We start from the raw sequence: 25,772 nt of genomic DNA, 5'->3' as shown, positions 1-25,772 counted from the left end.
CAGGAAAACCTGGCTTATTCATGATGAGAAAGCGTTAGCGCAACAACCGACCCGTCCAGCCCGAGCGACGTTTTCAGAATAGCGCCGGACTTGACCGGCAACGTTGCACGGTTCGCATGAAAATCCAGTTGTAAGGATTCGTCCAGTTCGTAGTGCGCCGAGAACGGAATCAGTTCCTTTCTCTTGAGCGACTCGGCCGCAATGATGAGATCGGCTATGCCGCTGCACACCGAGAAATAGCCCGTCTGCGCCTTGTAAGTCACGACGGGTATGCCTTTCTCGCCCCAAACTCGCCGGATTGCCATGGCTTCGGCCTTGTCGTTCGCGTAGACGCCATTGCCGTGCGGAAACACGCATTTGATCTGGTCCGCAGACAAGTCGGCCTGGATCATCGCTGTTTCGATTGTCGCGGCGACGGCGCGAAAATCAGCGGAAAAGGAATTACCACCCGCCGTTCCACTGCTTTGCCATGACGTCGTGCTGTTCAGAACGACATACTCGTTCAAACCGCTCTGCGCTGCGTCGTCTTCTTTTTGCAGCAGTATGCCGACGACATTGTCCGCCGGCAGAATGCCACCGCCCTTCATCGAAAACGGCTGAGGCGGGTTCACACCGGAGCAGGCCAGCAAGCCTTGAGCACCGAGCGACAGCATGTCCTGCATCGCGTACTGCATCCAGCCCACCACCAGCGCAAGACGGATCTCTCCGCTGCGAATTGCCTGATGTGCCAGATGAACCGCCGAACTCGACGATGAACTGGCGCTATTGACCGGCACGGGTGGCCAGGACAGCCCGTACCGGCGCACCAGACCGTGAGCGAGCACGTCCTGCCCATAGCTGGCCGCGCTCAACTGCTTGATGGAAGGAAAGAAAAGCAGATCTTCTTCGTCGTTACGATCCCGATACCCCGCGCAATCCAGGAGGTCCACGCGAGCGCCATGCCCCGGCAGATAAACGCGCACGTCCTTACCGCGCAGACACGCTTCATCGAGGCCCGACATCTGAAGTGTCTGCGCGATGGCCTTTTCAATCGTCTTCCGGAGATAGTCGACGCCTAGCGTTCTGACCTTCTTCGACATGCGCAAAAACGGCACATGGCTCGGATTGACTGGCAGACGTAACCGTTCGACTTCTTCATCCGTGGCGAAATAGGGCGTGCTGGCAACATGGCGTCCCTCGGACAACCCTGCAATCAGCCCATCCGTGCTGTCGGCGAACAGACTTTGTATGCTGTATCCCCTGACCACCGTGCGGGATTTGCCTACACTCATCACGCACCTTGCTTCAGCAGAAACGCGTAATGATTTCCGCCTTCAGTCGAACCCAGGACAAGCGCCGTGCCAACCTGTTTCCTGAGCGGTTCGACAACAAAGCCGAATTCATTCGAGCAGAATTTCTTCGTGTACGGGATCGGCGGAATTTCTCCGCGTTTCATGATCTCGATCACCACGGCCATATTCAGAACGCTCACGCACGAATCGACCATGCCGAAGCAGGCGGTATAGTTCACCAGCGGCACCTGGTTAGTACGGTCGCCCCAAATGCTGCGAATCGCGTCGAGTTCAATGTGGTCGCTTCGTTGCGTGCCTTTGCTGCTGCCGCAGATCAGATCGACGTCATGGGGTGTAATGCCCGCTTCGTCCATCGCCTGGCGGATAGCCCCGGCCATCGACGCGCTGCGTGCGCTCCAATTGTCGCGGTCGAAATAGGAGCCGTCGCTCGCTTTCCCGTATCCAACGATTTCAGCGAGTACCGGTACGCCGCGGTTCTTTGCGTGCTGGTAGTCTTCGAGGAACAGAATGCCCGCCCCTTCGCCCGGCAGAAAACCTCGCCCCTCTTCGCTATAGACCTGGAAATCCTCTGGCTTGGTGGTGAGCTGCAGGCCCTCCTCCATCGCCTGCAGATAGGCCCAGAACTTCGAAAAATTCTCGTCGGAACCACCCGCGAGCACCTGCGGCTGCAGATCCTGGCGCACCAGCTCATAGGCGTAGCTGAGCGCGCCGAGCGCAGCATTGGCGCCAGTGGCAAGCGTCGTGTTGTAGCCTTTTATGCCTTCTGTAATCGAGCAGAACGTGGAAATCGCATTCATCAGCGCGCCTGGAAACTCCGAGGTGCGCACCTTGGTCGGCTCGGGAAACAGGCTCTTCAGATAGCGATCCACAGTCGTCTGCGGCCCCTTCGCCATACCGAGGATAAGGCCAAGATCGTGACCATCGCGCTTGATCTTACGATCGGCTTGCTTCATGGCCTGTGTGATCGCCAGCAAGGCGAACGTGCAAATCGCGTTGGCCTTGCGCGAATCGAAACGGCGCAGATATTTTCTCGGGTCGAGATCCTGCACCGAATGCAGCCAGACGGACTGTTCGAGCAATTCTTCGATGCCACCGTCACCGCATTTGCTGCGCAGATAGTTGGACACGTCCTCATTGGAAGAGAAACTTTCGAGCAGCGTGCGGGCAGCCTCCTTGAAGCCGACATCGTTTTCGCCAATCAGCTTGCTCGCCGCGCCAGCGGACCGCGCCTCCCAAACGCCAGCCACGATGCTCTGAAAATCGTGGCCCAACGAAGAAACGGCACCGATACCGGTAATCGCAACGCGCTTCGGCTCGTAGTGCGTTGCCGGACTGGCCTCGGCGCGCGTGCTGGCAACGATGCAGCAGTTGTTGCCGCCAAACGCGTAATTGTTCTTCATGAACAGATCGACCTGCGCTTCCTGAAACTCGTTAGGAACGTAATTCAGATCGAAATTCGCGCGTGGTGTCGTGAAATTGAGCGTGGGCAACACCTTGCCTTCCGGCAACGTCAGGAAACATGCCACGAGCTCGATAATGCCGGCGGACCCGATGTTATGTCCGACATAAGCCTTGGTGGAACTGACGCGAATATCCGCAATGTTCGGAAACACCTTCTTCATCGCGAGGGTCTCGCACCGGTCATTCGCTTCTGTTCCCGTGCCGTGCGCGTTCACGTACTGAATGTCCTGCGGACCGATCTGCGCATTCGCCAGCGCAGCGCGCATCACCTGCACCGCCCCTTCCGCCCGGGGATCGGGTGCGGTCTCGTGATAGCCGTCGCCCGATGTCGCGTAAGACACGATTTCGCCGAGTATCGTCGCACCGCGCGCGATGGCGTGCTCGTACTCCTCGATCAGGATGGCACCCGCGCCTTCGCCGATCGACATGCCGGGATTCCCGGAAAAGGGACTCGCAGGCTCCGGCTTCATGGCGTGAAGCGCATAAAATCCCGCGAAGGTAGGCAGATAAAGCGGTTCCGTGCCGACCACCAGCACGGCCGGGTTCTTGCCGTTCTGGATCTGATCGAAGCCCATGCCGACGGCATTCGTACTCGCCGTACAGGCCGTGGCAACCAGTTCAAAGCCGCCCTTGAGACCGAGCAGCCCCGAGACGATCGCGCTGGACGAAGCAAAACTGCCGGAAATCATCGTTTTTTGCAGCGAGAATTTCTCGTAGTCCCCTTCGATAACCGGCATATACGCTTCCGTACCAGCCGACGACACGCCGATAATCAGTCCGGTTTTCTCGCGGAACGCGAGATCGTCCGCCTTCGCCTGAGACAGCGCTTCGTAGCCGACCTTATAGGCCCACAACGCAGCCTTGTCGAGCGAGGCTTCCACCTCGGGAGTCAGGTTCTCGTACGTGACATCCTGCAGCACTTCGGACGCGTTTGCGTGCTCAAAGTAAGCTGCAAATCTTTCGCTGGGCTTGATTCCGCAGACCTTGTTCAAAAGCGCCTGTTTGAATTCCGGCACATTGCTGGCAATGGACGAAAGATGTCCCATTCCAGTCACAACCACGCGTTTTCTCTGGACGATCATAATCTTGGTTTAGCTAACGATAAGGGTGTGACAGATTGGAATGTCACCTTGCGAGAGCGGCGCTTTCAGTGGTATTCGGGGGAAGAGGTGTACTTCCCAAAGCGGTCCGGGACAGACATCCCGAACCGGTCTCTCATGCCCTCATCCAGGAATGCCAGGCCTTAAGCCTGAACCCGCTGCGCCTCAGCCTGCTGCGCCGCAGCCAGTTCCTTTTCGGCCAGTTCCTTTTCGGCCTTCGCTTTTGCCGCGGCCTGCCACTCCAGCTGCTCAAGCAGATGTTTGGGGCGGGAACTATCCACGTAGCTATGCTCAGACGGATTGATCAGGAAACTGAAGTTCCGATAGATCGGCACCGCCGTCGTTTTGAGGTTCAGGCGACCCGAGCAGGTTTGCACCTCATATTGGTCGAGGTCGGCGTAAGCGTAGGCTGCATTCAGCAGCAGTCGACCGACCGTCGCCCCGATGTCTTTCGAGTAGCCACACGTGATGACCACGCCGATCTCGCTCTCGCCCACATAAACCTTGTCGCCGCGCGCAACATCCGCCGGGGCTGCGCCCTCGATCGAGAAACCAACCGCACGTCGCTCCACGCCTCGCCCGAGAACCGAATTCAACGCGTCCTTGCCCTTGAATTGATCCTTGTCGTAGCGCACCGTCCATTGCATCTGCAATTGAATCGGGCAACGCGAAAAATCATTGAACACGTCCGGTTCCCAGCAGGGGTTCTCCAGCCGGACATCGCGTTGATAATCCAGACCGCCCACCGCCATGTCATATTTCTCACCCGTTTGTACTGCCTGTTCCCAGATCGCTTCCAGGCGGTCGTTGTTTGCGATCAGCTTGTACGAGTACTCGCCATGCTCCCCCGCGCGGAACAGGATTTCATCGTCACCGACGTGCATGTGTTCCTGAAACGGCAGGCCCAGCACGTCCATACCGTACATTTCCGCCAGCAATTCCCAGCTGTAGGGCCCTTCGAAATGAAGCACGCCCACGCTGTTGCTCAGCGAGCCGATATGCCCGATTTCCTCGAATTCACTCCCGTGCTGTTCGAGCAGGTGCTTCATCATCTCGCTGATTGCGTCGCCCGTGAGCCATTCGGACATCACGATGAAACGCTCGTCGTCGCACAGGATATACACGTCGGAGACAATTTCTCCCTCGTCGTTCAGGATGATCGTGTACATGCCCTGTTCGTCGCGAATCGAGCCCACATCGCCCGCAACCATCAGGTTCAGCAGTTCATACGCGCCTTCCCCGGAGATTTCAGCCATCCCCAGATGCGAATAGTCGGTCAGCAGAATAGTCTTGCGCATCGCGACACGTTCCGCTTCCGGCTGGTTGTAATTCAGCGGCACGCTTGCGCCATTGCGGGTGCCCATCGCGGCGCCGTTCTTGATATGCAGGCTTTCCAACGCACTCATTTCGATTCCTCAACTCTGGTTGTTTCTGTTTGTTCATCAGCCGCCTGACTTATGCATCCGCCTCGTCCGCTTCGTCCGCTGCGGCCGCTTCCTGTTCGCGCTGCCGGCTCAGGACAAACGCCGCGAGCGTATTGATGTTGCGCATATAGGACGGATCGTCTCCTTCCGAGACGCGAATACCAAATGCCTCATCGAGCAACACGATGATTTCGGTTGCGTCGACGGAATCCAGCTTGAGTCCGCTGCCGAACAAAGGTGTGTCGTCATCGATCTGGTCGACCGTCTGGTGGAGATTCAAACGGTGAATCAGGCCCGACTTGATTTTTTCCAGGACGATCTTGCGCTGTTCAATTGCCTCGTTCACTTTTCCTTCAATTGCGTCATTCATTGTTCTGCTTCCCTTCAGCACTGTTACCTTGAAACACCCGAATTCTTCTTGGCGATGATCGCTTCCCGCTCAGCCCGGAAGTTGATGACCTTTCCTTCCGCTACGACATGTCGTCCGACTCGCGCTTCCACCTTGTAGTGATGGAACCCGTGCACGTCCGAAAAACTGAGCGCGCTCTCAACATGGATCGTGTCGCCCGGATAGACCACTTTCTTGAACTTCAGGTCCTGTGCGGCGAGAAAGCCGGCAATTCGCTCGCGTTCCTGCAAGATGATCTTCTCGCCTTCCGGCGTGTTCAATGCACGGCTAACGTCATCGCCCTTTTTCAACGCCTGGTTCGATGCCTGTGCGTAGGCACGGCAGAAGTCGTCGAGCAGGCTGAAATACTCGCTCGCCTGCCCGAAGATTTCGGCGATCATCACGCCAGGCATGACCGGATTGCCGGGAAAATGAGCCTCGATATAGGGTTCGTTGAACGTAACGTGCTTGGCGACAACGATGTGCCCCTTCTCCCCCGGAGCAAATTCCTCAATGCGGTCAACCATGAAGATAGGGGAGCGCCACGCACCGATTTTTTGCAGCAATTGCGCCGTGGTAATACTTCTTTCCGATCTCGACATAATTTCCTCTCAGGCCTTAACGCATTACCAGTCCGCCGTCGGCTACCAGTGTCTGACCGACGATATAGCTCGCCGAATCAGAACTGAGGAAAGCCACGATGTTCGCAACCTCGTCCACACGCCCCATCCGCTTCACCGGAATCGCGTCGAGAATGGTGCGCACGATCTGCCGGGGCACTTTCTTGACCATCCGCGACTCGATCATGCCGGGCGCCACCGCATTGATGCGAATGCCTTTAGATGCGAATTCGCTCGCAATCGTGCGGGTAAAACCGATCACGCCTGCCTTGGCCGCGCTGTAGTTCGACTGGCCAAAACTCGAGGTGACGCCCGAGACGGACGCCACGTTGACGACGCTCGCCTGGCCCGAGGACCGCAACAGACGCAGCAACGAACGGCAGAGATTGAACGTTCCGTAAAGATTGACTTTGACGACGTTGTCGAAATCTTCGTAGCTCATCACGGAGAACAGGTTGTCCTTGCAGATGCCCGCGTTGTTCACGAGCACGTCCACCTTGCCTGCCTCGCTCTCCAGCTTTTTTGCCAAACGCTCGACATCGCCCTGATCCGACACGTCGCATTGCTCCATGCTCAACAACGCGCCGTTTTCATGTTCACTGGCGAGTTTTTCGAGCCCGCCTGGCGAGCTGTTGTAAATGGCGAAAACCCGACTGGAAAGATCGAGATACTTCCTGCAGACAGCCAGTCCGATATCTCCGCTCGCGCCAGTTACAACGACATGCTTACCGGAAAGATCTGAATAAAAGCCCATATAAATTCCAGAACAAAAACACTATTGGTCAGCTCAGTATGGCAACAGCGACCGTGTGCGTTCCGCAATGGGAGATGCTCAAAGTTGCACTGTTTAACCCCTTACTGGCCATGATTTTTTTGAATTCGCCGTGAAACGTGTAGTACGGCTCACCCAGAGAGCCGTGGCTTATCCTGATGTCGTGAAACACGATTCCGTTCCGAAAACCCGTGCCCAAAGCTTTGACCGCGGCTTCCTTACTTGCCCAGATGCCCGCCAGGCGTTCAATGTTGCTATCGCTCATTGACTCCCGCTGCCTTTCCTCCTGGGACGTGAACTTTTCAAAGAAGGCTTGTCCGCTTCTATTCAGAGCACGGCTAATCCTCTCGTTTTCTACAATATCTATGCCTATATGCATGCTCTTCTCAGCTCACTCGATTCAAGGTCGCAGGTCTCCCGGCGAAAGCTCGGGCTTTCACCATCAGGGCACACAATCCGGATATCCGTAAATTCAGGGCATCGATCAGCCATCAACCGGCGGACGCACGCCGGAGGCGGCGTACACGAGGCGTCGCTTTCGGAACGGGCAGACGGCTTTCCAGATCATTACGCTTTTCTGCATTTCTGATTATTCCGATTACAACTCGAAGCAATCTTCACGCGTCTGCGTATTGGTATGCCCGGCGAAGCCTAACCGCCGAAACTACCTTTCATCAACTGGCGACGGTGCACGGGTATTTGCCGTTATTCTGGAGACCATGCATGACAGCGTGATCGCCTATGGAATATCGAACGAGATTGTTCACCTGCGGATGAAGCAGGCCCTGCGCCCGCCATTACGGTGACATTGCGACTCGCGTCAAGTGGACTGGCCGAGTTGGCCATTTTGGTATTGCGCCCAAGGTGATTCTGTTCAGCGACGCTATTCATTTATTTCTTGTACCTCAGATGCATGGTGATGCCCCGCGCAATGCAACGGCGTTCAATATTTTGACAACGACGCCAAATCGTGATGATCGATTTGGCGTCGCCCTTCGAATTGCTTGTGTGTACTGAGTAAAAAGAGGTTACCAGAGAGCGTTGATTTCAACCACCAGACAAATCTTAACTATTGTTAATTTGGAAAAATTGCGCCATCCAGTCGACTCGACTCCAAAGCCGCGGGGTCTATCTCGCTCTACCCGTTCTCATAATTCGTGTGGGTATGTGGGCTGGCATTTTTGGCGTACTGGATCGAGATGAGCATAACGCGCTCAGCCCAGCCTGTTAGGTGGCTGTGACTCAGGCCACGGCCCCGCAACATGATACGTTGCGCCTGTCCGGGGCGTCATGCCAAATCGCGGCACTTTTCAGCAGCCCGCTAGAACGTCTTCCAATCCGCAGGGTTGTTACCGGTGGCTGCGACCGGTTCTGGACGCTCGGCGGCGACAGCAGTGACCGCCTTCACGAACCGAATCATCTGGATCATTAACCAATTACCCAAAGGCCGCGCGCAACGGATTTGACTCACGACGATGCTCGCGCAACGTTCCAGGATAATGGGATCGCGGAGGGAGTGATGAAAGACTCTCCCGACACGTTCGCGAACGCGCCGTGGATCACGAAATTTGAACGCTGCACTTCTCCGGCAATCGCCATACCGCCTCTCGTCCAATCGTGCGTTTTCCCTTCGATGACTGCGCAGCCAACGTTAGCCCCGGTCGCCCGTGCACAAGAAAATCGCGTTTCGACGCTCTCCGATCAACTCCTCTGAGGATTCAGGCAGGACCACGATCAGGATCAGGGTAGGAAACGTCGCGCAACCCGTATTCCAGACGCTCCCGTGCTGGCCACCTTCACGCCTTCGTACATGCTGGAACTGGCGGGCCGCGTGATCTCGCCGTCGATGATCGCCGCCGTCGTCGCGGCCGTGCTCGCATACATCGTGCTCAATCGCTGGATACGCGTGACGACCTTCGTGTTGATCGCGCTGATCGTGGCGCCGCTATGGCAAGGCATCGGCACGCTGATTGCTCACGCAACCAGCAGCACGTCGCTCGCCGACACCGTCGACAACGGCAACAACAATCGCAATGCGACGCGCGACGAGCGGTCGGGCAGCTACGACCAGCAACTCGCGGCATTCCGCAGTAACGAGCAGGGGCGCCACGTCGGCTTCACCGCGCTCACGAGCGAACCGGCCGATGCGGCGATGACGTAAAGCACAGCCGGTGAGCCGCGCACCGCGGCTGCCGAGCGATATCGACGGGCTTGCCCGGCTCGTGGAAGGTGTGGAGCGCGACACTTATTTCGACGTGCAGGCGCAGGACGCGTGGCACGGCGCGGCACGGCGCTGGCCGCTGGTTGCCGCCGTGCTCGAACTCACGCTCGAAGGCGGCTCGCGCGGCACAGATCGTCAGCGTAATGACGACGGTTCGGCGGCTTGATATCGCGGCACGGCTGGTTTACCAAATCGCATATCGATCCACAAAGCATGATCTGCGACAAAGAATCGATTAATCGTTGATTGCGCAATGGATGTCGCAGCCGAATACCGCAACGGAATTAACGCGGCATTCGAATCAACGATAAATAGCCCTGCCTGGTGAAGCGTTAATTGCCCCATTTCGTTCCCTGCCGGGTTCGTGCGGGGCCGCGAAGCCTGAATCGATTCAGGCTGCATAAAGTCGGCGCCTACCGGGCTTGCCTTCACCCGCAAAGCATCGCTCCAATCTTCCCTCCTACGCGCCTTTACGCGCGACGTTACGGTCGAAACGCCAATTCGTGATCTGCGGTGCGAAACGCTGTCTTCAAGACTGACTCCCGTCTGTTCCCTATTACGCATATCACGGCATTTACGTGGATGAGAATCTGGTTTGTCGCGCCAGGAGCGACTTTGCTGCTTCGAACGTGACAAATTTCTTTCACATTTTTCTACGGGGTTGATATGGACCGCACTGAGTCAGTTCTTTTAACGCAAAATTCGGAATACACGTCGCTCGGAGAGAGCTTCAATCAGAGTGCCGTAAAGAAAACGGAGACGTTGCCGTTTACGATAAAGGTGGTAAGCAGCGTGGCTGATCTCGACAAGGCCGTCGAGATGCGCCGCGCCGCTTATCGGCGTCACGTTCCGGAATTCGCCGAAACCATGGGTATCGAGGCGATGGATGCTGCGCCCGGTACTGTCGTGCTGCTCGCGCAGTCGCGGCTGGATGGCGGCCCGCTCGGCACCATGCGGGTGCAGACGAACGAGTTCGGACCGCTTGCCGTCGAGCAATCGGTCGTCCTGCCGGACTGGCTGGGCCAGACGCGCCTTGCCGAGGCGACGCGACTTGGCGTCGCGCGCGGGACGATCGGCCGGCTGGTGAAGGTGGCGCTGTGCAAGGCTTATTTTATGTATTGCGCGCAAAAGGGAGTCGACTGGATGCTAATTACGGCGCGTTCACCGCTTGATCGGGAATACGAGGCGATGCTGTTCGACGATGTATACGGGCAAAACGAATTCCTGCCGATGGCGCACGTCGGCGGGTTGCCGCATCGGTTGATGGCGAAACCGGTTGCTTTAGCGCGTCAACGCTGGGCGCGGGTCAATCATCCGTTATTCCGATTCGTTTTTGAAACGAACCACCCCGACATCGATGTTAGCGTCGTAACGAAACACGGCGACGTCGGCCGCAGCGCTAAATGCGGCGATCTGCCGGGTAGCACCGTTAGCCGTCTGCGGTCACTGAGCGAAGCGTAAAGTGAGATGTCCGCTCGAAGGCATTCGGGCGGACAACCGGTCGGTAGCGTCAGCACAATTGTCTTTCGCTACCGACTATCGCAGCATTGCAATGAAATCAAGAATGAAGTCATCGGGGAAAGGGCAGCACATGACAAGCGATACGTGGACGTTTAGGGACCGACTGACCGGATGGATTTTCGGTCGGTTCTCAGTGTACGTAGCGCCAATTTTGATTGTGCTTGGCAGCATTGCAGTCGTGCTTTGGGCACCGCGCCAATTCGATACTACGGGAGCCGTCCCGCTAAGCTTTCCCGCGATATCGGATCCGTCGGCGACAATGCCACCCGCCATCGCTATCGCCCGCCTGCGCGATGCGGCACCCACTGCACGCTTCAGTACCCATCTCGCGGAAACGCCAATCTGGTTCTTGCTCACCCCGCCTGTCCTCACTAACGGAGGCTCCACGTTCCTCGACCTGCCGTCGCGGCACGCGAAAACGCTATCCTGCTGGCGGACGACCCCCGATTTAAAGCTCCTCGGCGCGGGCGATCGCCACGGCACGAGCGGCGAGATGCGCTTCAACAAGGCCGGATTTGCACTCAGGCTCGTTGAGCACACGCCTGATGAGCAGATCCTGTGCCGAGGCACCTTCTCGGAACCCGCCTATATCACGGCCTTCGCAGCGAGCGGCGACACGCTCAAGGAAACAAACCTTGATTTCCAGCAGGGCGCATCGCTGATCACCGGCGGCCTGCTGACACTCGCTACCTTCGTATTTATTACGGCAATCATCAATCGTGAATGGACTTATGTGATCTTTGCCGCCTGGCTCGTCGGCAACCTCCGGTTGAGCGCAAACGCAATGGGCTTCGATACCGAATGGTTGGGCCGGCTGATTCCTCCCGACCATATTGCGTTTTTACGGGAATTCACGTTCGCTTCCTATTACGTGCTGACCGCGACGCTCTTTTCGGAGCTGTTTCGCCGCGAGCTGAGAGAAATTGGCCTGCGCTGGAGCCTGCGCGCCGTGCAGTATGTTGGCTGCCTGCTGATGGCCGCAGCATTCACACTGAACTACGCACGTTTCATCCCGGTGCTATGGGCAAGCGCCAGCTTCGGCATACTGGTACTGACTTACTTCCTGCTGCAGTTGGTCTTCAAGGTGCGCTCACGCGCCGTGCTGTGGTATGTGGCGTCAATGGCCATCGTCCTGGTCGCGTCGCTATCAGAAGTGCTCGCTGCCGCGCTCGGCGTGAAAGCGCTGGCGGGCGGGCTGAGTCCCGTCGTGACGGCGCTGTCGTCAAGCATGCTTTGTGCGGTCGCCATTGCAGAACGTGTGCGCGAAGAGCGCACACGCCGCCAGCAAGTGGAGACCGAGCTGCGCAAGACGTATGACGTGACGCCAATCGGCCTTTTCACGCTGAACGCGGAAAACTGCTTCGTCCGCGTCAATCCGGCGCTGCGCTCGATGCTGGGCCTGCCGTACGAGCACGACGGTACGCAGCGCTGGGCCGACTATTTCATCCCTGGCGCCGAGCACGCCCTCGCCGAGCTCCTGGAGCGCGAAGACTCTGCGTCAATCGAAATCGGGGGCACAGCCGACACACAGACAGAGGCGCGGCGCTATTCGCTGCGGGCGATTCGCGCGAACGGCTTCATCGAAGGCTCGCTTGAGGACGTGACGGACCACTCGAAAGCCGTGGAGCGGCTGCACTTCCTGGCCGAGCACGACCCCCTCACCGGGCTCCTGAACCGTCGCGGCATCGAGCAGGCAATTAGCCGCCGATGCGGCGAAAGTGGATCGTGGGCACTCGCATATCTCGATCTCGACAGGTTCAAACAGTTCAACGACCTGTTCGGCCACGGGACCGGCGACGAAATATTGCGGCACGTCGCGACGCGCCTCGTCGAGTGTTTCGGCTCCCACGTCCCTATCGGGCGAATTGGCGGTGACGAATTCGTGTGGGTGCTCGCGAATGCGGCGATCAACGACGCGGCAGCGTGCTGCCGCGAACTTGTCGTCGCGCTGAATTCCACACCGATTCACGTCGATACACGCGCGTTCCAGGTCAGGGGATCGATTGGTGTTGTCGAGTGCTCGCCAGGCGAGCGGGTCCTTGATGCCCTCGCCCATGCCGACCGCGCGTGTCGCGCCGCGAAACGCGGCGGCAGCGCGCGGCTTGTCACACTGCGCAAGGGCGCACCGGCATTCGAGGAGCGTGCCGCCGAGATCAATCTGATCGAGGCGCTGGGTCAGAGCCGCCTGCCCGAGGGATTATTCCTCGTGATGCAACCGATCATGTCGATGCGCGCACCGGCGGAATCGCTCGACTTCGAGGTGCTGCTGCGCCTGCGCATGCCGGACGGCTCGGTGGCGACCGCCGCGAAGTTGATTGCAGCCGCCGAGGACACCGGCACCATCGTCGAGATCGACCGCTGGGTGCTCTCGACGACGCTCGCATGGCTGCGCGAGAACCGTGCAATGCTCGCCACCACTTGCTTCGTATGCGTGAACCTGAGCGGTGGATCGCTCAACGACGAACACTTTGTCGACGAGCTGTTCGCATTGTTCGCACGTCACAAGGACGTCGTCCATTACCTGTGCATCGAAATCACCGAGAGCGTCGCACTGCACGATCTTGAGCACACAGAACGCTTCATCGCGCGCGTGCACGAGATGGGTGCGAAGATCGCGATCGACGATTTTGGTGCAGGCCACACATCGTTGCGGTACTTGAAGAAGCTGTCGGCCGACGCGCTGAAGATCGACGGCGAGTTTGTGCGCACGATGTGTAACCATCCCGCCGATATTGCGATTGTCGAGGCGATCATCACCCTCGCACGCAATCTCGGCATGCGCAGCATCGCCGAATGGGTTGAAGATCTCGACACCTTGCGTGCGCTGAATGAACTAGGCGTCGATTACGTGCAAGGCTTCGCAATCGCGAAACCACAAGAGGCCGAGGCCATTCTCGCGAACGACTCCGCCGCGAGCTTCGTGACGAACGCCGAGCTTATGAACTATCTGAATGCGCAGCAGACGCTGCACCGTGGTGCGGATGACCAGAACATGGAGCAGGAAATTGTGATCTGATCCGCAATTGCCCGGCAATCAAGCCGTATCGCTCACCATGCCGCTCGACGAAGCGCCCGCAGCAGCGCTGGAATGCGCGCCGCCATGCGTTCATCAACCAAGCGTGAGTAGAAGCATTCTAATTTCTGGACGTTGCCTTCGCGCAAATGAGCCAATACCAGTTTTCGATTCCCCCCCAAAACGCAAACGTTTTCGCAACCGCATATTTACGATTTCGCATACGTTCATCGAATCAGCCTTCTTTTGTCACAAGAAGTACACGGAGACACCTTAGCTTGCGATGTTTCCGCATACATCGACTGGCGTTACCATGCATCCAGCGTTCTCGGGGTTTCGCCGCTCTTCCGCACAGAGGAATCTGTCCACAGCGGGAGACTTGTGCCAGGAAGTTCCATCCGTTGACGCCGAGGACACCAACGCCCTGGTCATGGAGATTTTTTCGGCGCGGCGCGATATGGGGAGCCTGGCGGTACTCGACGATCTCCGACCAATTGGTCTGATCAATCGCGATATTTTCATGTCGCAAATGAGTAAGCCTTTCCATCACGAGCTCTACGACAAGAAAAGCTGCATCGCGTTCATGGATAAAGAGCCGCTCGTCGTCGATGCAAACGTCAATATCGAAGTGCTGGCATTCAGGGCCGTCGAGGCCGGAGAAAAGGCGCTGGTCGACGGTTTCATCGTGACCCGCGACGGACGCTTCCTCGGCTTGGGCAGCGGTCTTCAACTGGTAAGCGCAGTTGCGGAAATGCAGGCGGAGAAAAACCGTCAACTCATGCAGAGCATCGAGTACGCCAGCGTGATCCAGCGCGCCATGTTGCGTACTTCCAGTGAGACGCTCTCGACAAGGCTTCGCGACGGCGCAATGGTCTGGGAACCGCGTGACGTGGTCGGCGGCGATTTTTATCACTTTGCCGCCTTTCCGTATGGCTGGTTTGGCGCTGTCGCCGATTGCACAGGCCATGGCGTTCCTGGCGCGTTCATGACCTTGCTTGCCTCCGCGTCGTTGTCGAAGGCGCTCGAACAGATAGGTCCGCGCGACCCGGCCGCCCTGCTCGCAGCGGTCAATCGAAACGTCAAAGGCCTGTTGGGGCAGGTGAACGATGCGGACGAAGGGAGCCAGTCCAACGACGGCCTCGATGCCGCATTCTTCTGGTTCGATCCCAGGGAGAGCGTGCTGCATTTCGCCGGGGCGAGGGTCTCGCTGCACATCCTGTCACCCGACGCCGTACAGTTCGAGACGATTACTGCAGATCGAATGGGCGTGGGTTATGTCGACAGCGGCGCGGACTATGCATGGAGCCTGCACTCGATTCCGGTAACGGCCGGCAGCCTGCTGTTCATCTGCACGGACGGACTGACCGATCAGATCGGCGGCCCGCGAAGCATTGCTTTCGGCCGACGCCGCGCGCTGGACATGATTCTCGATCACCGAACAGAACCACCGTCGACAATCTGCGAGCACCTTCGGCTGGCGCTCGCCGAATGGCAAGGCGCGCAGCCACGCCGCGATGACGTCACGCTTTTTTGTGCCCGTATCTAGTCAAGTCCAAGAATGTCTCAACTACTCGATCAAGACAGCGCTTTTTTCGAACTCGCGCAGCGACGCAACGTGCTCTTCTACCACAAGGGCTACTTCTCCCATAACGTCGTCGCAGCGATGGGCGAGGTTGTAAAGCTGCAACTGGAAGTCGCGGGGGTAAGCGGTCCGACCCGTCGCAAACTCTTCTCGTCCTTTATCGAGCTGTCGCAGAACATCGTCCATTACTCATCGAATGCGCTCCAGCCGGCTGACGAAGGCAGAGGCGCCATACGCGAGGGAGCCGTGTGCATTTCCAGGGACGGTGAGCATTATGCGATGTTGTGCGTCAATCCAATGGCGACCGACGAGGTCGAGAGCTTGCGCAACAAGCTGGAACCTCTGCGCAACATGTCGCTTGAAGAGATCCGGCAAGCATACAAGGTAACGTTGCGCGCCGACACGCCTGCGAATAGTAAGGGCGCAGGTCTGGGTTTTCTGACAATGGCGCGCGATGCGAGTGCGCCCCTTGAATTCGCTTTTCATTCGCGTGCCGACGAACCCGGCACCACGCTGTTTTGCCTCATGGCCATTATCTGATCAAGGAGGCATACGAGCCATGGATAATCTACACATTGCCGCTACGACGACCTCACCCGAGGTCGATTTCCGCTTTCATCAGCACGTGTTGTCGATCAAAGGCGAGTCATATCCCGAGAACGCGGCAGCGTTTTACGCTCCCATCATCGAGCAGTTGCGCAGGTATCTGGCCGAGAACGCGGGGGCCGTGATCACCATCGACGTCGCGCTGACCTACTTCAACAGTTCGAGCACCAAGATGCTGTTCAACATGTTCGACACACTGGATCAGGCGGCGCAGTCGGGAACCCGCGTGTTGATGAACTGGTACCGCGACGAGGAAGATGAGACGATCGCCGAGTTTGGCGAAGAACTGAGGGCCGATTTCTGCGCAATCGAGTTCACGGATCGTCCCATCGCGGACGAAGGGCGATAAGGATGCCTTCGACATCCTTCCGCGAATTAACCCCGGGTATCGCGCCCGATCTGTTCCAGAGCGAGAGCGCCGCACTGGAGCAAGCTCGAGCGAAGCACGCCGTTACCGATGCCGATGCGACCGACTATCGCCGGTCGTTGGGTGAACTCATCGAACACTTCGAGCGCCTGATACGCGAGACACGGCGTCTGATCGGACATAGCGACCGCGCCGAGCGTGAAATGCAATCGCTCGCTCAACAGTTAATGCATCGGGCGTCGCACGATGCATTAACTGGCGTGCTGAACCGCAGTGCTGTAATCGAACGGACCACCAGGACTTTGCGCTTTAACAGCGCAGTGATGATCGTCCTCGACATCGACGAGTTCAAACGGATCAACGACGATTACGGCCATCCCACGGGAGACGCGGTGATCCTCGGTGTCGTCGATTGTCTCCGGCGAATTGTCGGTGAACAGGGCTTTGTCGGGCGCGTGGGCGGCGAAGAGTTCACCGTGCTGTTGCCCGGTCATGAATCGGCCAGCGCAGCGCTTCTTGCCGAGCGCATGCGCGTCGCCATCAGCGATACCCTGATCGTTCCACCGGTAAATCGTCGCATTTCCGCCAGCTTTGGGGTCAGCATCAACGAAATCGGAACCGGCTTCGATACTGCATACTGTCTGGCCGACGCAGCGCTGTACCGCGCCAAGCGCGGCGGGCGCAACCGCGTGGAATTCGCCGATCAATAGGCCGGTTCTACCACCGGGCCCTGCCGGTCGGCCATATGCACGCGCGGGGTTTGCCGAGACAGTTTCTCTCCCGTTGAGTCGAGGCGACGATCGTCCCGTGCACCTTGGGAGAATCAGGATTGAGGAGAACGACGCCAGGCGTTACGTTACGATACAGTTGCGAAGCAACTAAAGCAGGCCTTGCGGCGCGACCGGCAAATCGAGGCACAAGCCATAGTCATCGAAGCCGCCTGAACATGCGCGTTGCATTCGTAACGAATCTTGAGCCGTTAAAGCGAATGCAGCCATGCAATCGGGCGCTCCACTGGCAAGGGGACGGCTGCAATCATGCGTACATGGCATAGAGAGAAAATCAACGCGAAGTTGCTCCGGCCGATCGGGGCGGCTCTCGTCATCATGCCTGCGACGGTGAAATTGATAGCGGCCGTCGTGATCGTCAGCCTGGTGCTCGCTACAGCATGGCTGGTCTATACGATGGGAGGCATCCGCTATTCCTGGTCGCACCTGATATACATTCCGGTCGTGCTGGGTGGCTTCGCGTTTGGCATACGGGGGGGCATACTCGCGGGCATCGCCAGTGGCCTGGCCCTCGGGCCGTTCATGCCGATCGACACGCTCACGGGGGAGATGCAGACGTACCTGAACTGGATCTACCGCCTGATCTTCCTGTGTATCAATGGTGCGCTGGTCGGCGCCTTGTCGCACCTGTATCGCCGATACCTGCACAAGCTGGAATGGCTTCGCACCCATCATGAGGGTGCGGACGTACTCAATCGTTCGGGACTGACCCAGGCGCTCGACGCAAAAATACGCAAAACGCCCAAAGGGATCACGCTAATCGTCTCGGTGATCCAGCTTAATGCTTTTCTCGACATCCAGAATACCTTCGGGTCCAGTTTCAGCACGCGCCTGCTGGCACAGATCATTGAACGCACCAAGCAAATCGTGCCGCCCAGGTCCCTGCTTGCGCTGATTCAGGATGACCGGCTGGCGATCGTGACCGATGACGTCGAGTCGCGCCAGTTGGCGCTCGCTCGCATCGAGGGGATCTTCGACGAGTCGTACATCGTGGATGGCGTACCCATTCACGTAGACGCCAGCGTAGGTGCGGCGCATTTTCCGGATCACGCGCAGACGGCCGAGGGTCTGCTGCAAAAAGCGTGCGTTGCCATGTATTCGGCCAGTCTGAGCAAATCCCCCAGCGCGCTCTACAACATTGCAAACGATCGCACCAACAAGGAAAACCTGAGCCTGCTCGGAGCGCTGCCCGGAGCCATCGCCCGCGGCGAGTTGTCCGTGTGGTATCAGGCCAAAGTTGCGCTGTCCACCAACGATGTGGCCGGCAGCGAGGCCCTGGTGCGCTGGCTTCACCCGCAGCGCGGTTTGATCACGCCGGGCCTGTTCATCCCGCAGGTCGAAGAGACGATGCTGATCGACCGGGTTACGCGCAACGTGATCGCCACGGCATTCGCCGATGCCGCAGCCTGGCGTACAGCGGGATACCCGCAGCGGGTCGCGGTGAATATTTCAGTGCGCAATTTGCGTGATCATGGGCTGCTCGATGCGATCGACCTCAATGCCAGGCGCTGCGGCCTGATGGCGGACGACATCGAACTGGAAATCACCGAGAGCGCGGTGATGATGGATGTCGACCATGGCATTCGCGTGATTTCAGAGCTGCGCGAGCGCGGATATCGCGTGGCCATAGACGACTTCGGGGTAGGTCATTCTTCGCTGGCTTACCTGCAAAAGATGCGCGCTTCGGCCCTGAAGATCGATCAGATGTTTATCAGGACGCTGGCCGTGGATCCCAACAATCAGAAGATCGTCCGCGCCATCTTGCTGCTGGCGAGGTCTCTGGGATTGGAGACGGTGGCCGAGGGCATCGAGGATCCGGACTCCCTGTCGCTGCTACGCGAATGGGGCTGCGATTATGGGCAGGGCTATGCGATTCATCGTCCAGCGCCAGAACCCGAGTTCCGGCACTTCCTCTCCAGGATTGGCGAATTGCCGCTTTACCGTGTCAAACGTTCCTGAAGAAACTCGATAAAGCGCTGCGTTTTCGCGGGTAGCAGGCGCGTTTCCGTGATGGCGTAGACCGGTATTGGCGCGCCGCGCCATCCTGGCATGACTGGACGCAACGCCCCGCTTGCCAACTCGGCGGCGACGACCTCCGGCGGCATCAGGACAATGCCCATATCGAGCGTCGCCAGGCGACGAATCATACCGACGCTGTTGAGCGAGAAACGCCCGCCTACGGACACCGTGACCGTTCGTTTTCCTTCGTGCAACGTCCAGGCGTCGGCCTTCAGGATGCTGAGACATGCGTGCCGTTCAAGATCGGCGGGTTTTTCAGGTTCACCCGCACGTTCGAGGTATCCCGGCGATGCATAGAGGCACGGTGTCAGTGAGGTCAGTGTGCGCGCAATCAGTTGTGAACTCTCGGACTCTCCCATCCGGATCGCCACGTCGAAGGGTTCACTGACCAGATCGACTCGCCGCGGGGTGAGATCGAAGTCGAAGGTCATGCCGGGATAAAGTCCGGCAAAATCCGCAATTAACGGCGCCAGGTAAGTCACGGCGAAATCCACCGGTAACGACACGCGCAATACCCCGCTGGGCTGGGCGAGCATTTCGCCAAGCTGTTCATGGGCAAGGCGCGCCTCATCGACGATGCGTTTGCACCGTTCAAAGTAAATCTGCCCTGCCTCAGTCAGTTCGATCCTGCGCGTCGTGCGATGCAAAAGACGCAGCCCGATAGTTCGCTCCAGCGCGCTGATCCGCCGCGACAGCGTCGAATTCGGTATCCCCACCGCTTCTGCTGCGTTGCGAAAACCATTGGCTTTGACGACCTCCACGAACAGGGCCATGTCATTCAGATAATCGTCCATCTTCATTGCTCCATTTACGGATCAATGATATCCGAAACACCATCTTTATCTTCCATGCGAAGCAGCCGATGATGCCTCCATCGCAAGATCATGCTGCATCCGAAGCACTCGCGGACCAGAGCGGCATTCAGGTTCGGATCCGTAAAAGACGGGCTGCCTGTCCTTGCATTAACCCCATTCGAGGATTTCATCGTGAGCAAACTGTTCGATTCGGTCCGCGTCGGCCGCTACACCCTGCAAAACCGCCTGGTCATGGCGCCGATGACCCGTTCGCGCGCACAGTTCGATGGCACGCCTGGCGCGCTGGCCGCCAGGTATTACGCGCAGCGCGCAGGCGTCGGCCTGATTGTTTCGGAAGGTACCCAGCCTTCCGACGACGGCCAGGGATACCTGACCACACCGGGCATCTACACCGATGCTCACGTGGCCGGTTGGCAGAAAATCGCCGATGCCGTGCATGCCAGGGGCGGTCATATTTTTATCCAGCTCATGCACGCCGGGCGGATGTCGCACCCGGATAACACGCCTCACCACCGCATGGGCGTCGCACCGTCGGCCATCGCACCGGGCACGGGTATGTTCACGGCGAAGGGCATGCAGGACATTCCGGTGCCGCGCGCGTTGACGACCGAGGAAGTACACCAGACGGTGGCCGACTTCGCTTTTGCGGCGCGTCGAGCGGTTGAGGCCGGCGCCGATGGCGTCGAAATTCACGGCGCGAACGCGTACCTTATCCAGCAGTTTTTCGCACCCAGCGCCAATACACGCACGGACGAGTATGGCGGCTCGATTGAGAACCGCGTGCGCTTTGCGATCGAAGTCGCCACGGCCATTGCCGACGAAATTGGCGCTGATCGAACTGCGATCCGCCTGTCGCCCGGCACAACGATGTGGGGTATCGACGAGGGCGAGGAAGGCCCGCAGTTGTATCGTCACCTGGTTGCAGAACTCGACAAACTGGGGCTGGCCTACCTGCACGTGATGCATCAGGGCAACGAGCCGCTTCTGGCCGACCTCCGCAAACTCTGGAGGGGCAAGCTGATCCTGAACCGTCCGGGCCGGCCGCGCGAGCAGGTTGGCGCCGACGTTGCGTCGGGCATGGCCGATCTGGAAGCTTACGGGTCGATGGTTCTCGCGAACCCGGATTTCGTCGAACGGCTCAAGGCCAATGCAGTGATGAACGAGCCGCACCGGGAGGGTTTCTTTGGTGGTACGGAGAAGTTCTACACCGACTATCCGACCCTGAGCGAAGTACAAGCCGTCTGAAGACGTCGTCATGCCGGTCGCTGTTCTTCTACAGCGCACCGGCCTTTTCATCACATCAACAGGTCGGTTGTTCGGCAGCGCCCTACCTGTTCCCCGATTCGAAAACGGGCATCGATAACCGCGAATTGCGCCGCCATCCCGGCCCACCTATCATCCACCAGACTCCCCGTCCTCCTCACCGAGAACGCCAAACTCGACGGGCGTCTTCACGTAAAAGAGATGCACCCCTTCCGCGCGCAAGCGTTCGAACAACCGATCGGACTCGTCGGTCGTGAGCGCCATAACGATCGACAGGGGTTGATCGGCTAATTCGAAAAAACCCGCCGAGTGGATACGATGATGGTGACCAATGCCCTCGGCTCCCGCCTGCACGGTCGCGCCGTGCAACCCCATCTCCTTGGCGAGGTGAATAAGCCAGTCGGCTACCGGCTTGCCATGATGGCGGCGATCCTGCTGAGTAAAGAATGTAAGTTGAAAGCCTTTCATGGCAATGCTCCCTCAGCAAGCGTTGATCGCGCCCGGAGAAATGGCGAGGATGGGTTTCCACATCATGCGTGCAGCGTCCTTTTTGCTTGTACTTCTATCCGGACGGGAACTGCAATGCCTACGCAGGCTATTCCGGCGCGACCGGCTGGATCGGCGCTTTCCGTTCAAGAATTCGCATGCATCATCAGCCGCTTGTGGGCGGCGGTTATCGGACGCATGCCAACTCCATGGCGAAAATCATACGCGAAGCCGCCATTACATACGAACAGCACGAACGCGGCCTCTGCCCCGGCTCGCTTCGCGCGACGCACTTACGGCTTGCTTTCTACGTGCCCGAATGCTTCGCGCTTCGGCGCCGTCATAGTGTGCGATCTGCCGTGCCTGTGGCCCTTGCCCGGCTGAACGCCTGCACGGTCTGCGATCGTGTCGGAGCGGTCAGCGGCGCGCGCGAGACCTGCGTCGCGGTCGCCAGAGTTGAAGCCGTTGGAATGAGCCTGTGCCGATGCACTCATATGGCCGGCGGAGTTGCCACCGACGCCACCGGCGCCACCCATGCCACCGCCGGTACCACCCATGCCGCCCCCACCGTGACCGCCGGCTGCTGCCATTGCCGTCGTCGTGCCAAGCGCAAGGAGCGCGGCAGCCAGCGTGATTACGTAGTGTCGCTTATTCATTTGATGCTCCCTTCGAGCGTCTTCAGGTAAATGAATTGTACGAACGCGATACCGAAAGATCGCTACACCATGTAAACATTCGTAACGTAATGTGTTCGCGATCTCAACCTGAAACAATGAAGGACAGCCACGCAGAACGCGCACGGGCTGCTCTTTAGCCGCTACCGCGTAAAGCAGTTGTTTACCGATACGAGTTCAACCGGTCGATGCGATGGCCTGGCGAGATCGCTTAGCCCAACTCACGCATTCGCTGTCCCCGGTTCTGCGACTTCGTCGCGCACGAAGCGCCCATAACGCAAGGCCAATGTAGGCAGGACAATCAGGTTCAGCGCGGTCGAGGTGATCAGGCCGCCAAGAATGACGATTGCCATTGGGCCCTCGATTTCATTGCCGGGCGCGCCGCTCGTCACGGCGAGCGGCGCCAGCGCGAGCGCGGTCACCAGCGCGGTCATGAGGATTGGCACCAGCCGTTCCGACGCGCCGCGCACCGCGGTGTCCATATTCCAGGTCAACCCGTCGACGTGCACCAGATGCTCATAGTGGCTGATCAGCATGATCGAATTGCGCAGCGATATGCCCAGCAGCGTGACGAAACCCACCATGCTGCCAAGCGACAGGTTCGCGCCGGTCAGCACTACGCCCAGGACGCCGCCCACCAGCGCGAATGGCAGGTTGATCATCACGAGCAGCACGGCGCGCCGGTTCTTCATCGCCAGGAACAGCAACAGGGCGATGCCCACCAGCGCCATCCCGCCATAGGCAAGCAGGTCGCGCTGCGACTGCGCGCGCGCTTCGCTCTCTCCGCTGAAGACGGCATAGGTGTCCGGCGGCATTCTGATTTCGCGATTCACGCGCGCCTGCGCTTCCTTTACGAAGTCACTGACCGCCCGGTTGCCGAGATTCACCGACACCGTTTGCACTCGCTGACCACCGTCGTGCGTGATCTGGTAACGGCCAGCGACCTGCCGGATCGTTGCGAGCGCAAGGAGGGGCACGGCGAAACCGTCGGCATTGCGCACCATGAGTTTGCCCACGTCGCTCACCGAGCGGCGTTGCGCGGGAGCGAGTACGACTGCGACGTCGTACGTTCGACTGCCCTCGTAAATCTGCGAAACGCTCACGCCCGCGTACGCGGCCTGAATCGCATCGAGCACCTCCACCGGGCGAAAGCCCCAGCGGCTCAGTGCGTCCGGATTCAGCCTCACATCCAGTTCGGGAATCCCGGGCGGAGAATCCACCCGCACACTGGCAACGCCGTGGATCGTGCCGATCAGTTGGGCGATCTGCTGTGCCGTGCGGTCGATAACATCGAGGTTGTTGCCGAAGACATTCACGACCACGGGAGCGGTCGTACCCGAAATGGTTTCGTCGATGCGTTCCTCCAGAAACGTGTTGACCGAGGTGGAAAGCCCCGGAAAGCGCGCCATCGCCTGGCGAATCCGGTAGAGCGCCCAGCTTTGTCCCGACGCGCTCATCGGCTTGAGGTCGACCTCGAACTCGGAAAGCTGCACGCCGGTCGGATCGACCACGCCGTTTGCACGGCCTGCGCGCTGGGCCACGAGACGCACACCCGGCACCTGCATCAGCGCGTTCGAAACCTGCGTGCCGATGCGCATCGATTCGGCGAGCGAAGTGCCCGGCGCGAGCCCCATGTGTACCGTGTAATGGCCCTCGCGCAGTTGCGGAATAAAACTCCCGCTCATGAACGGCAGCGCCGCGAGCGCTGCGGCGCACATCACAGCAACGATCGCCATGACCACTTTCACGTGCTGCTCGACCGTGGTCAGCAACGCGACGTAACGCGTCTTTAGACGCCCGATCAGGCGTGGCTCCCGCTCGGGCAAAGGACCTTTCACCAGCAGTGCGAGCGCCATCGCCGGTGTGAGCGTCAGCGCGACGCCAAGCGATGCGAGCACGGCGAGGATGTATGCGATACCGAGCGGGGCAAAGAGCCGCCCACCCAGACCCGGAAGCGTGATCACGGGCAGGAAGATCAGCATCACGATGAATGTTGCGAACACAACGGCGCTGCGAACTTCGAGCGAAGCACGCAGCACGACGCGATACGCTGGCAGCGGCTGGGCCAATGCGCGGTTCTCGCGCAGACGCCGGTAGATGTTCTCGACGTCGATGATGGCGTCGTCGACCACCTCACCGAGCGCGATGGCGAGCCCTCCCAGTGTCATCGTGTTCAGGCTGACGCCGAACGATGTGAGCACAATGATCGCAACCAGCAGCGACAGCGGAATGGCGGCTGCGGAAATCAACGCCGTGCGCACGTTGAGCAGGAACAGAAACAGCACGGCGATGACCAGTACAGCGCCGACAATCAGTGCCGTGCGCAGGTGATTGATGGAAGCGTCGATGAAGTTGGCGGGCCGGAACACGTCGGTATTCACGTCCACGCCCTGGCGGGCGAGCACGGGCGCGAGCCCGGCGAGTGTCTTTTCGATGCCGCGCGTGACAGCCATCGTGTTGGTTCCGTACTGGCTCTCCATCACGACCATCACGCCGGGCTTGCCCATGATCGACGCCGCGCCCACGGGCGCTGCACTGCCCCAGGTCACGCTGGCGACGTCGCCAAGGCGAACCGCCGCGCCGTTGCTGGAGCGCAGCACGACACCGGCGAGTTTTTCCGGTGTCGCGATCTGGCCATCGGCATGGACAGCGATGCGCTGGTTGCTGTTTTCGATGAATCCGGCGCCACGTACGCCCGTGGCCTGGCGCGCCGCGGCAATCACATCCTGAATCGACAGGCCGTGGCGCATCAGCTTCGCGGGGTCGACCTGGATCTGCAACTCGCGCGTCTCGCCGCCGAACACGATCACGTCGGCTACGCCTGACGTGCTCAGCAGCTGAGGTTTGATCGTCCACTGGGCGATGTCGTAGAGGTCCGCGAGCGAGCGCGTCTTCGAGGTGAGGCCGATCGTGCGCACGACGCTCGTCGTCGTCGTGAGCGGCAGAAGCTGGGGCGCCGCGACGCCTGCCGGCAGCGTGCCCGCGAGTCCGCCGACGCGCTCGTTGACGAGCTGCCGGACCTGCATCACGTTTGCATGGTCCTCGAACACGAGCGTGACCGAGGACAGGCCCTGCATGGACCGCGAGCGAATCGACTGCAGGCCGGTCATGCCGCCGAGGGCGTTTTCAACCGGCTGTGTGACGAGGGCTTCCACCTGTTCGCTGCTCATGCCCGGTGCGGCCGTCTGCACAATGCTCATCGGCGGCGCGAATTCCGGAAAGACGTCGAGCCGCGCGCGCGTCAGCGTAAACAGCCCGTAGCCGGCCACCATGACGGCCAGCGAAAAAATGATGCCGCGAAAGCGCAGCGAAAAGCGGATGATCGCGCTAAGCATGGGACGTGTTGTCGAGTTGTTCCGG

General features: G+C 59.2%; 21 protein-coding genes. 10 read left to right on the top strand and 11 right to left on the bottom strand.

Features of this window, described 5'->3' with window-relative positions:
* Positions 1-14: 14 nt before the first annotated feature.
* The 7 genes from ACFPTO_RS13215 to acpS all read right to left on the bottom strand — a co-directional run bounded on the left by ACFPTO_RS13215 (position 15) and on the right by acpS (position 7,436).
* Positions 15-1,271, bottom strand: coding sequence for a beta-ketoacyl synthase N-terminal-like domain-containing protein (locus tag ACFPTO_RS13215; RefSeq protein ID WP_377711791.1), 1,257 nt, complete (start codon positions 1,269-1,271; stop codon positions 15-17).
* The gene (locus tag ACFPTO_RS13210; protein WP_377711790.1) at positions 1,271-3,835 is read right to left on the bottom strand and encodes a beta-ketoacyl synthase N-terminal-like domain-containing protein; all 2,565 of its coding nucleotides are present in this window, start codon (positions 3,833-3,835) and stop codon (positions 1,271-1,273) included. The genes ACFPTO_RS13215 and ACFPTO_RS13210 overlap by 1 nt, the downstream gene beginning before the upstream one ends.
* Positions 3,836-3,996: 161 nt before the next feature.
* Positions 3,997-5,259, bottom strand: a complete 1,263-nt coding sequence (locus ACFPTO_RS13205) for a hypothetical protein (RefSeq protein ID WP_377711789.1) — start codon at positions 5,257-5,259, stop codon at positions 3,997-3,999.
* Positions 5,260-5,308: 49 nt separating this feature from the next.
* Positions 5,309-5,668, bottom strand: coding sequence for an acyl carrier protein (locus ACFPTO_RS13200; protein WP_377711788.1), 360 nt, complete (start codon positions 5,666-5,668; stop codon positions 5,309-5,311).
* A 2-nt stretch (positions 5,669-5,670) separates the two neighbouring features.
* A complete protein-coding gene (locus ACFPTO_RS13195; protein WP_296651494.1) occupies positions 5,671-6,267 on the bottom strand; it encodes a 3-hydroxyacyl-ACP dehydratase FabZ family protein in 597 nt (198 codons plus the stop codon).
* 16 nt (positions 6,268-6,283) lie between these two features.
* Positions 6,284-7,039, bottom strand: coding sequence for a 3-oxoacyl-ACP reductase FabG (gene fabG / locus ACFPTO_RS13190; protein WP_377711787.1), 756 nt, complete (start codon positions 7,037-7,039; stop codon positions 6,284-6,286).
* A 28-nt stretch (positions 7,040-7,067) separates the two neighbouring features.
* On the bottom strand, positions 7,068-7,436 hold the full coding sequence (acpS, locus tag ACFPTO_RS13185; protein ID WP_377711786.1) for a holo-ACP synthase: 369 nt from the start codon (positions 7,434-7,436) through the stop codon (positions 7,068-7,070).
* 1,404 nt (positions 7,437-8,840) lie between these two features.
* On the opposite strand from acpS, the gene bcsG reads away from it, so the two are divergent.
* The 9 genes from bcsG to ACFPTO_RS13140 all read left to right on the top strand — a co-directional run bounded on the left by bcsG (position 8,841) and on the right by ACFPTO_RS13140 (position 19,114).
* Positions 8,841-9,218, top strand: a complete 378-nt coding sequence (bcsG, locus tag ACFPTO_RS13180; protein ID WP_377711785.1) for a cellulose biosynthesis protein BcsG — start codon at positions 8,841-8,843, stop codon at positions 9,216-9,218.
* Between the two features lie 10 nt (positions 9,219-9,228).
* Positions 9,229-9,444, top strand: coding sequence for a hypothetical protein (locus ACFPTO_RS13175; protein WP_377711784.1), 216 nt, complete (start codon positions 9,229-9,231; stop codon positions 9,442-9,444).
* A gap of 626 nt (positions 9,445-10,070) precedes the next feature.
* Positions 10,071-10,739, top strand: coding sequence for an N-acyl amino acid synthase FeeM domain-containing protein (locus ACFPTO_RS13170; RefSeq protein WP_377711783.1), 669 nt, complete (start codon positions 10,071-10,073; stop codon positions 10,737-10,739).
* A gap of 130 nt (positions 10,740-10,869) precedes the next feature.
* A complete protein-coding gene (locus ACFPTO_RS13165) occupies positions 10,870-13,815 on the top strand; it encodes a putative bifunctional diguanylate cyclase/phosphodiesterase (protein ID WP_417629192.1) in 2,946 nt (981 codons plus the stop codon).
* 310 nt (positions 13,816-14,125) lie between these two features.
* Positions 14,126-15,358 carry a SpoIIE family protein phosphatase gene (locus ACFPTO_RS13160; protein WP_377711781.1) on the top strand — a complete coding sequence of 411 codons (1,233 nt, stop codon included), beginning with the start codon at positions 14,126-14,128 and terminating at the stop codon, positions 15,356-15,358.
* A 12-nt stretch (positions 15,359-15,370) separates the two neighbouring features.
* Positions 15,371-15,934 carry a SiaB family protein kinase gene (locus ACFPTO_RS13155; RefSeq protein WP_377711780.1) on the top strand — a complete coding sequence of 188 codons (564 nt, stop codon included), beginning with the start codon at positions 15,371-15,373 and terminating at the stop codon, positions 15,932-15,934.
* A gap of 19 nt (positions 15,935-15,953) precedes the next feature.
* Entirely contained in the window at positions 15,954-16,349 is a 396-nt protein-coding gene (locus ACFPTO_RS13150; RefSeq protein ID WP_377711779.1) for a DUF1987 domain-containing protein, read from the top strand.
* A gap of 2 nt (positions 16,350-16,351) precedes the next feature.
* The gene (locus tag ACFPTO_RS13145; protein ID WP_377711778.1) at positions 16,352-17,077 is read left to right on the top strand and encodes a GGDEF domain-containing protein; all 726 of its coding nucleotides are present in this window, start codon (positions 16,352-16,354) and stop codon (positions 17,075-17,077) included.
* A 327-nt stretch (positions 17,078-17,404) separates the two neighbouring features.
* Positions 17,405-19,114, top strand: a complete 1,710-nt coding sequence (locus ACFPTO_RS13140; protein ID WP_377711777.1) for a putative bifunctional diguanylate cyclase/phosphodiesterase — start codon at positions 17,405-17,407, stop codon at positions 19,112-19,114.
* On the opposite strand, the gene ACFPTO_RS13135 is transcribed toward ACFPTO_RS13140, so the two are convergent.
* On the bottom strand, positions 19,093-19,968 hold the full coding sequence (locus ACFPTO_RS13135; protein ID WP_377711776.1) for a LysR family transcriptional regulator: 876 nt from the start codon (positions 19,966-19,968) through the stop codon (positions 19,093-19,095). The genes ACFPTO_RS13140 and ACFPTO_RS13135 overlap by 22 nt on opposite strands.
* A gap of 192 nt (positions 19,969-20,160) precedes the next feature.
* Between ACFPTO_RS13135 and ACFPTO_RS13130 the strand changes: the two genes are divergently transcribed.
* Entirely contained in the window at positions 20,161-21,234 is a 1,074-nt protein-coding gene (locus ACFPTO_RS13130; RefSeq protein WP_377712093.1) for an alkene reductase, read from the top strand.
* Between the two features lie 150 nt (positions 21,235-21,384).
* Here the strand turns inward: ACFPTO_RS13130 and ACFPTO_RS13125 are convergent, their stop codons facing one another.
* From ACFPTO_RS13125 to ACFPTO_RS13115, 3 genes are all read right to left on the bottom strand, one after another.
* On the bottom strand, positions 21,385-21,720 hold the full coding sequence (locus ACFPTO_RS13125; RefSeq protein WP_377711775.1) for a DUF190 domain-containing protein: 336 nt from the start codon (positions 21,718-21,720) through the stop codon (positions 21,385-21,387).
* Between the two features lie 311 nt (positions 21,721-22,031).
* Positions 22,032-22,394 (bottom strand): hypothetical protein, encoded by a 363-nt coding sequence (locus ACFPTO_RS13120; protein ID WP_377711774.1) that lies wholly within the window; start codon positions 22,392-22,394, stop codon positions 22,032-22,034.
* 239 nt (positions 22,395-22,633) lie between these two features.
* Complete coding sequence (locus ACFPTO_RS13115; protein WP_377711773.1) at positions 22,634-25,747, bottom strand: efflux RND transporter permease subunit; 3,114 nt, start codon at positions 25,745-25,747, stop codon at positions 22,634-22,636.
* Positions 25,748-25,772: the final 25 nt, after the last annotated feature.

Source organism: Paraburkholderia denitrificans (assembly GCF_042655705.1).
In the GTDB taxonomy this organism is placed as follows: Bacteria; Pseudomonadota; Gammaproteobacteria; order Burkholderiales; family Burkholderiaceae; genus Paraburkholderia; species Paraburkholderia denitrificans.
The sequence above is the reverse complement of the archived record's forward strand: the minus strand, read 5'-3'. Positions and strand labels throughout refer to the sequence as shown.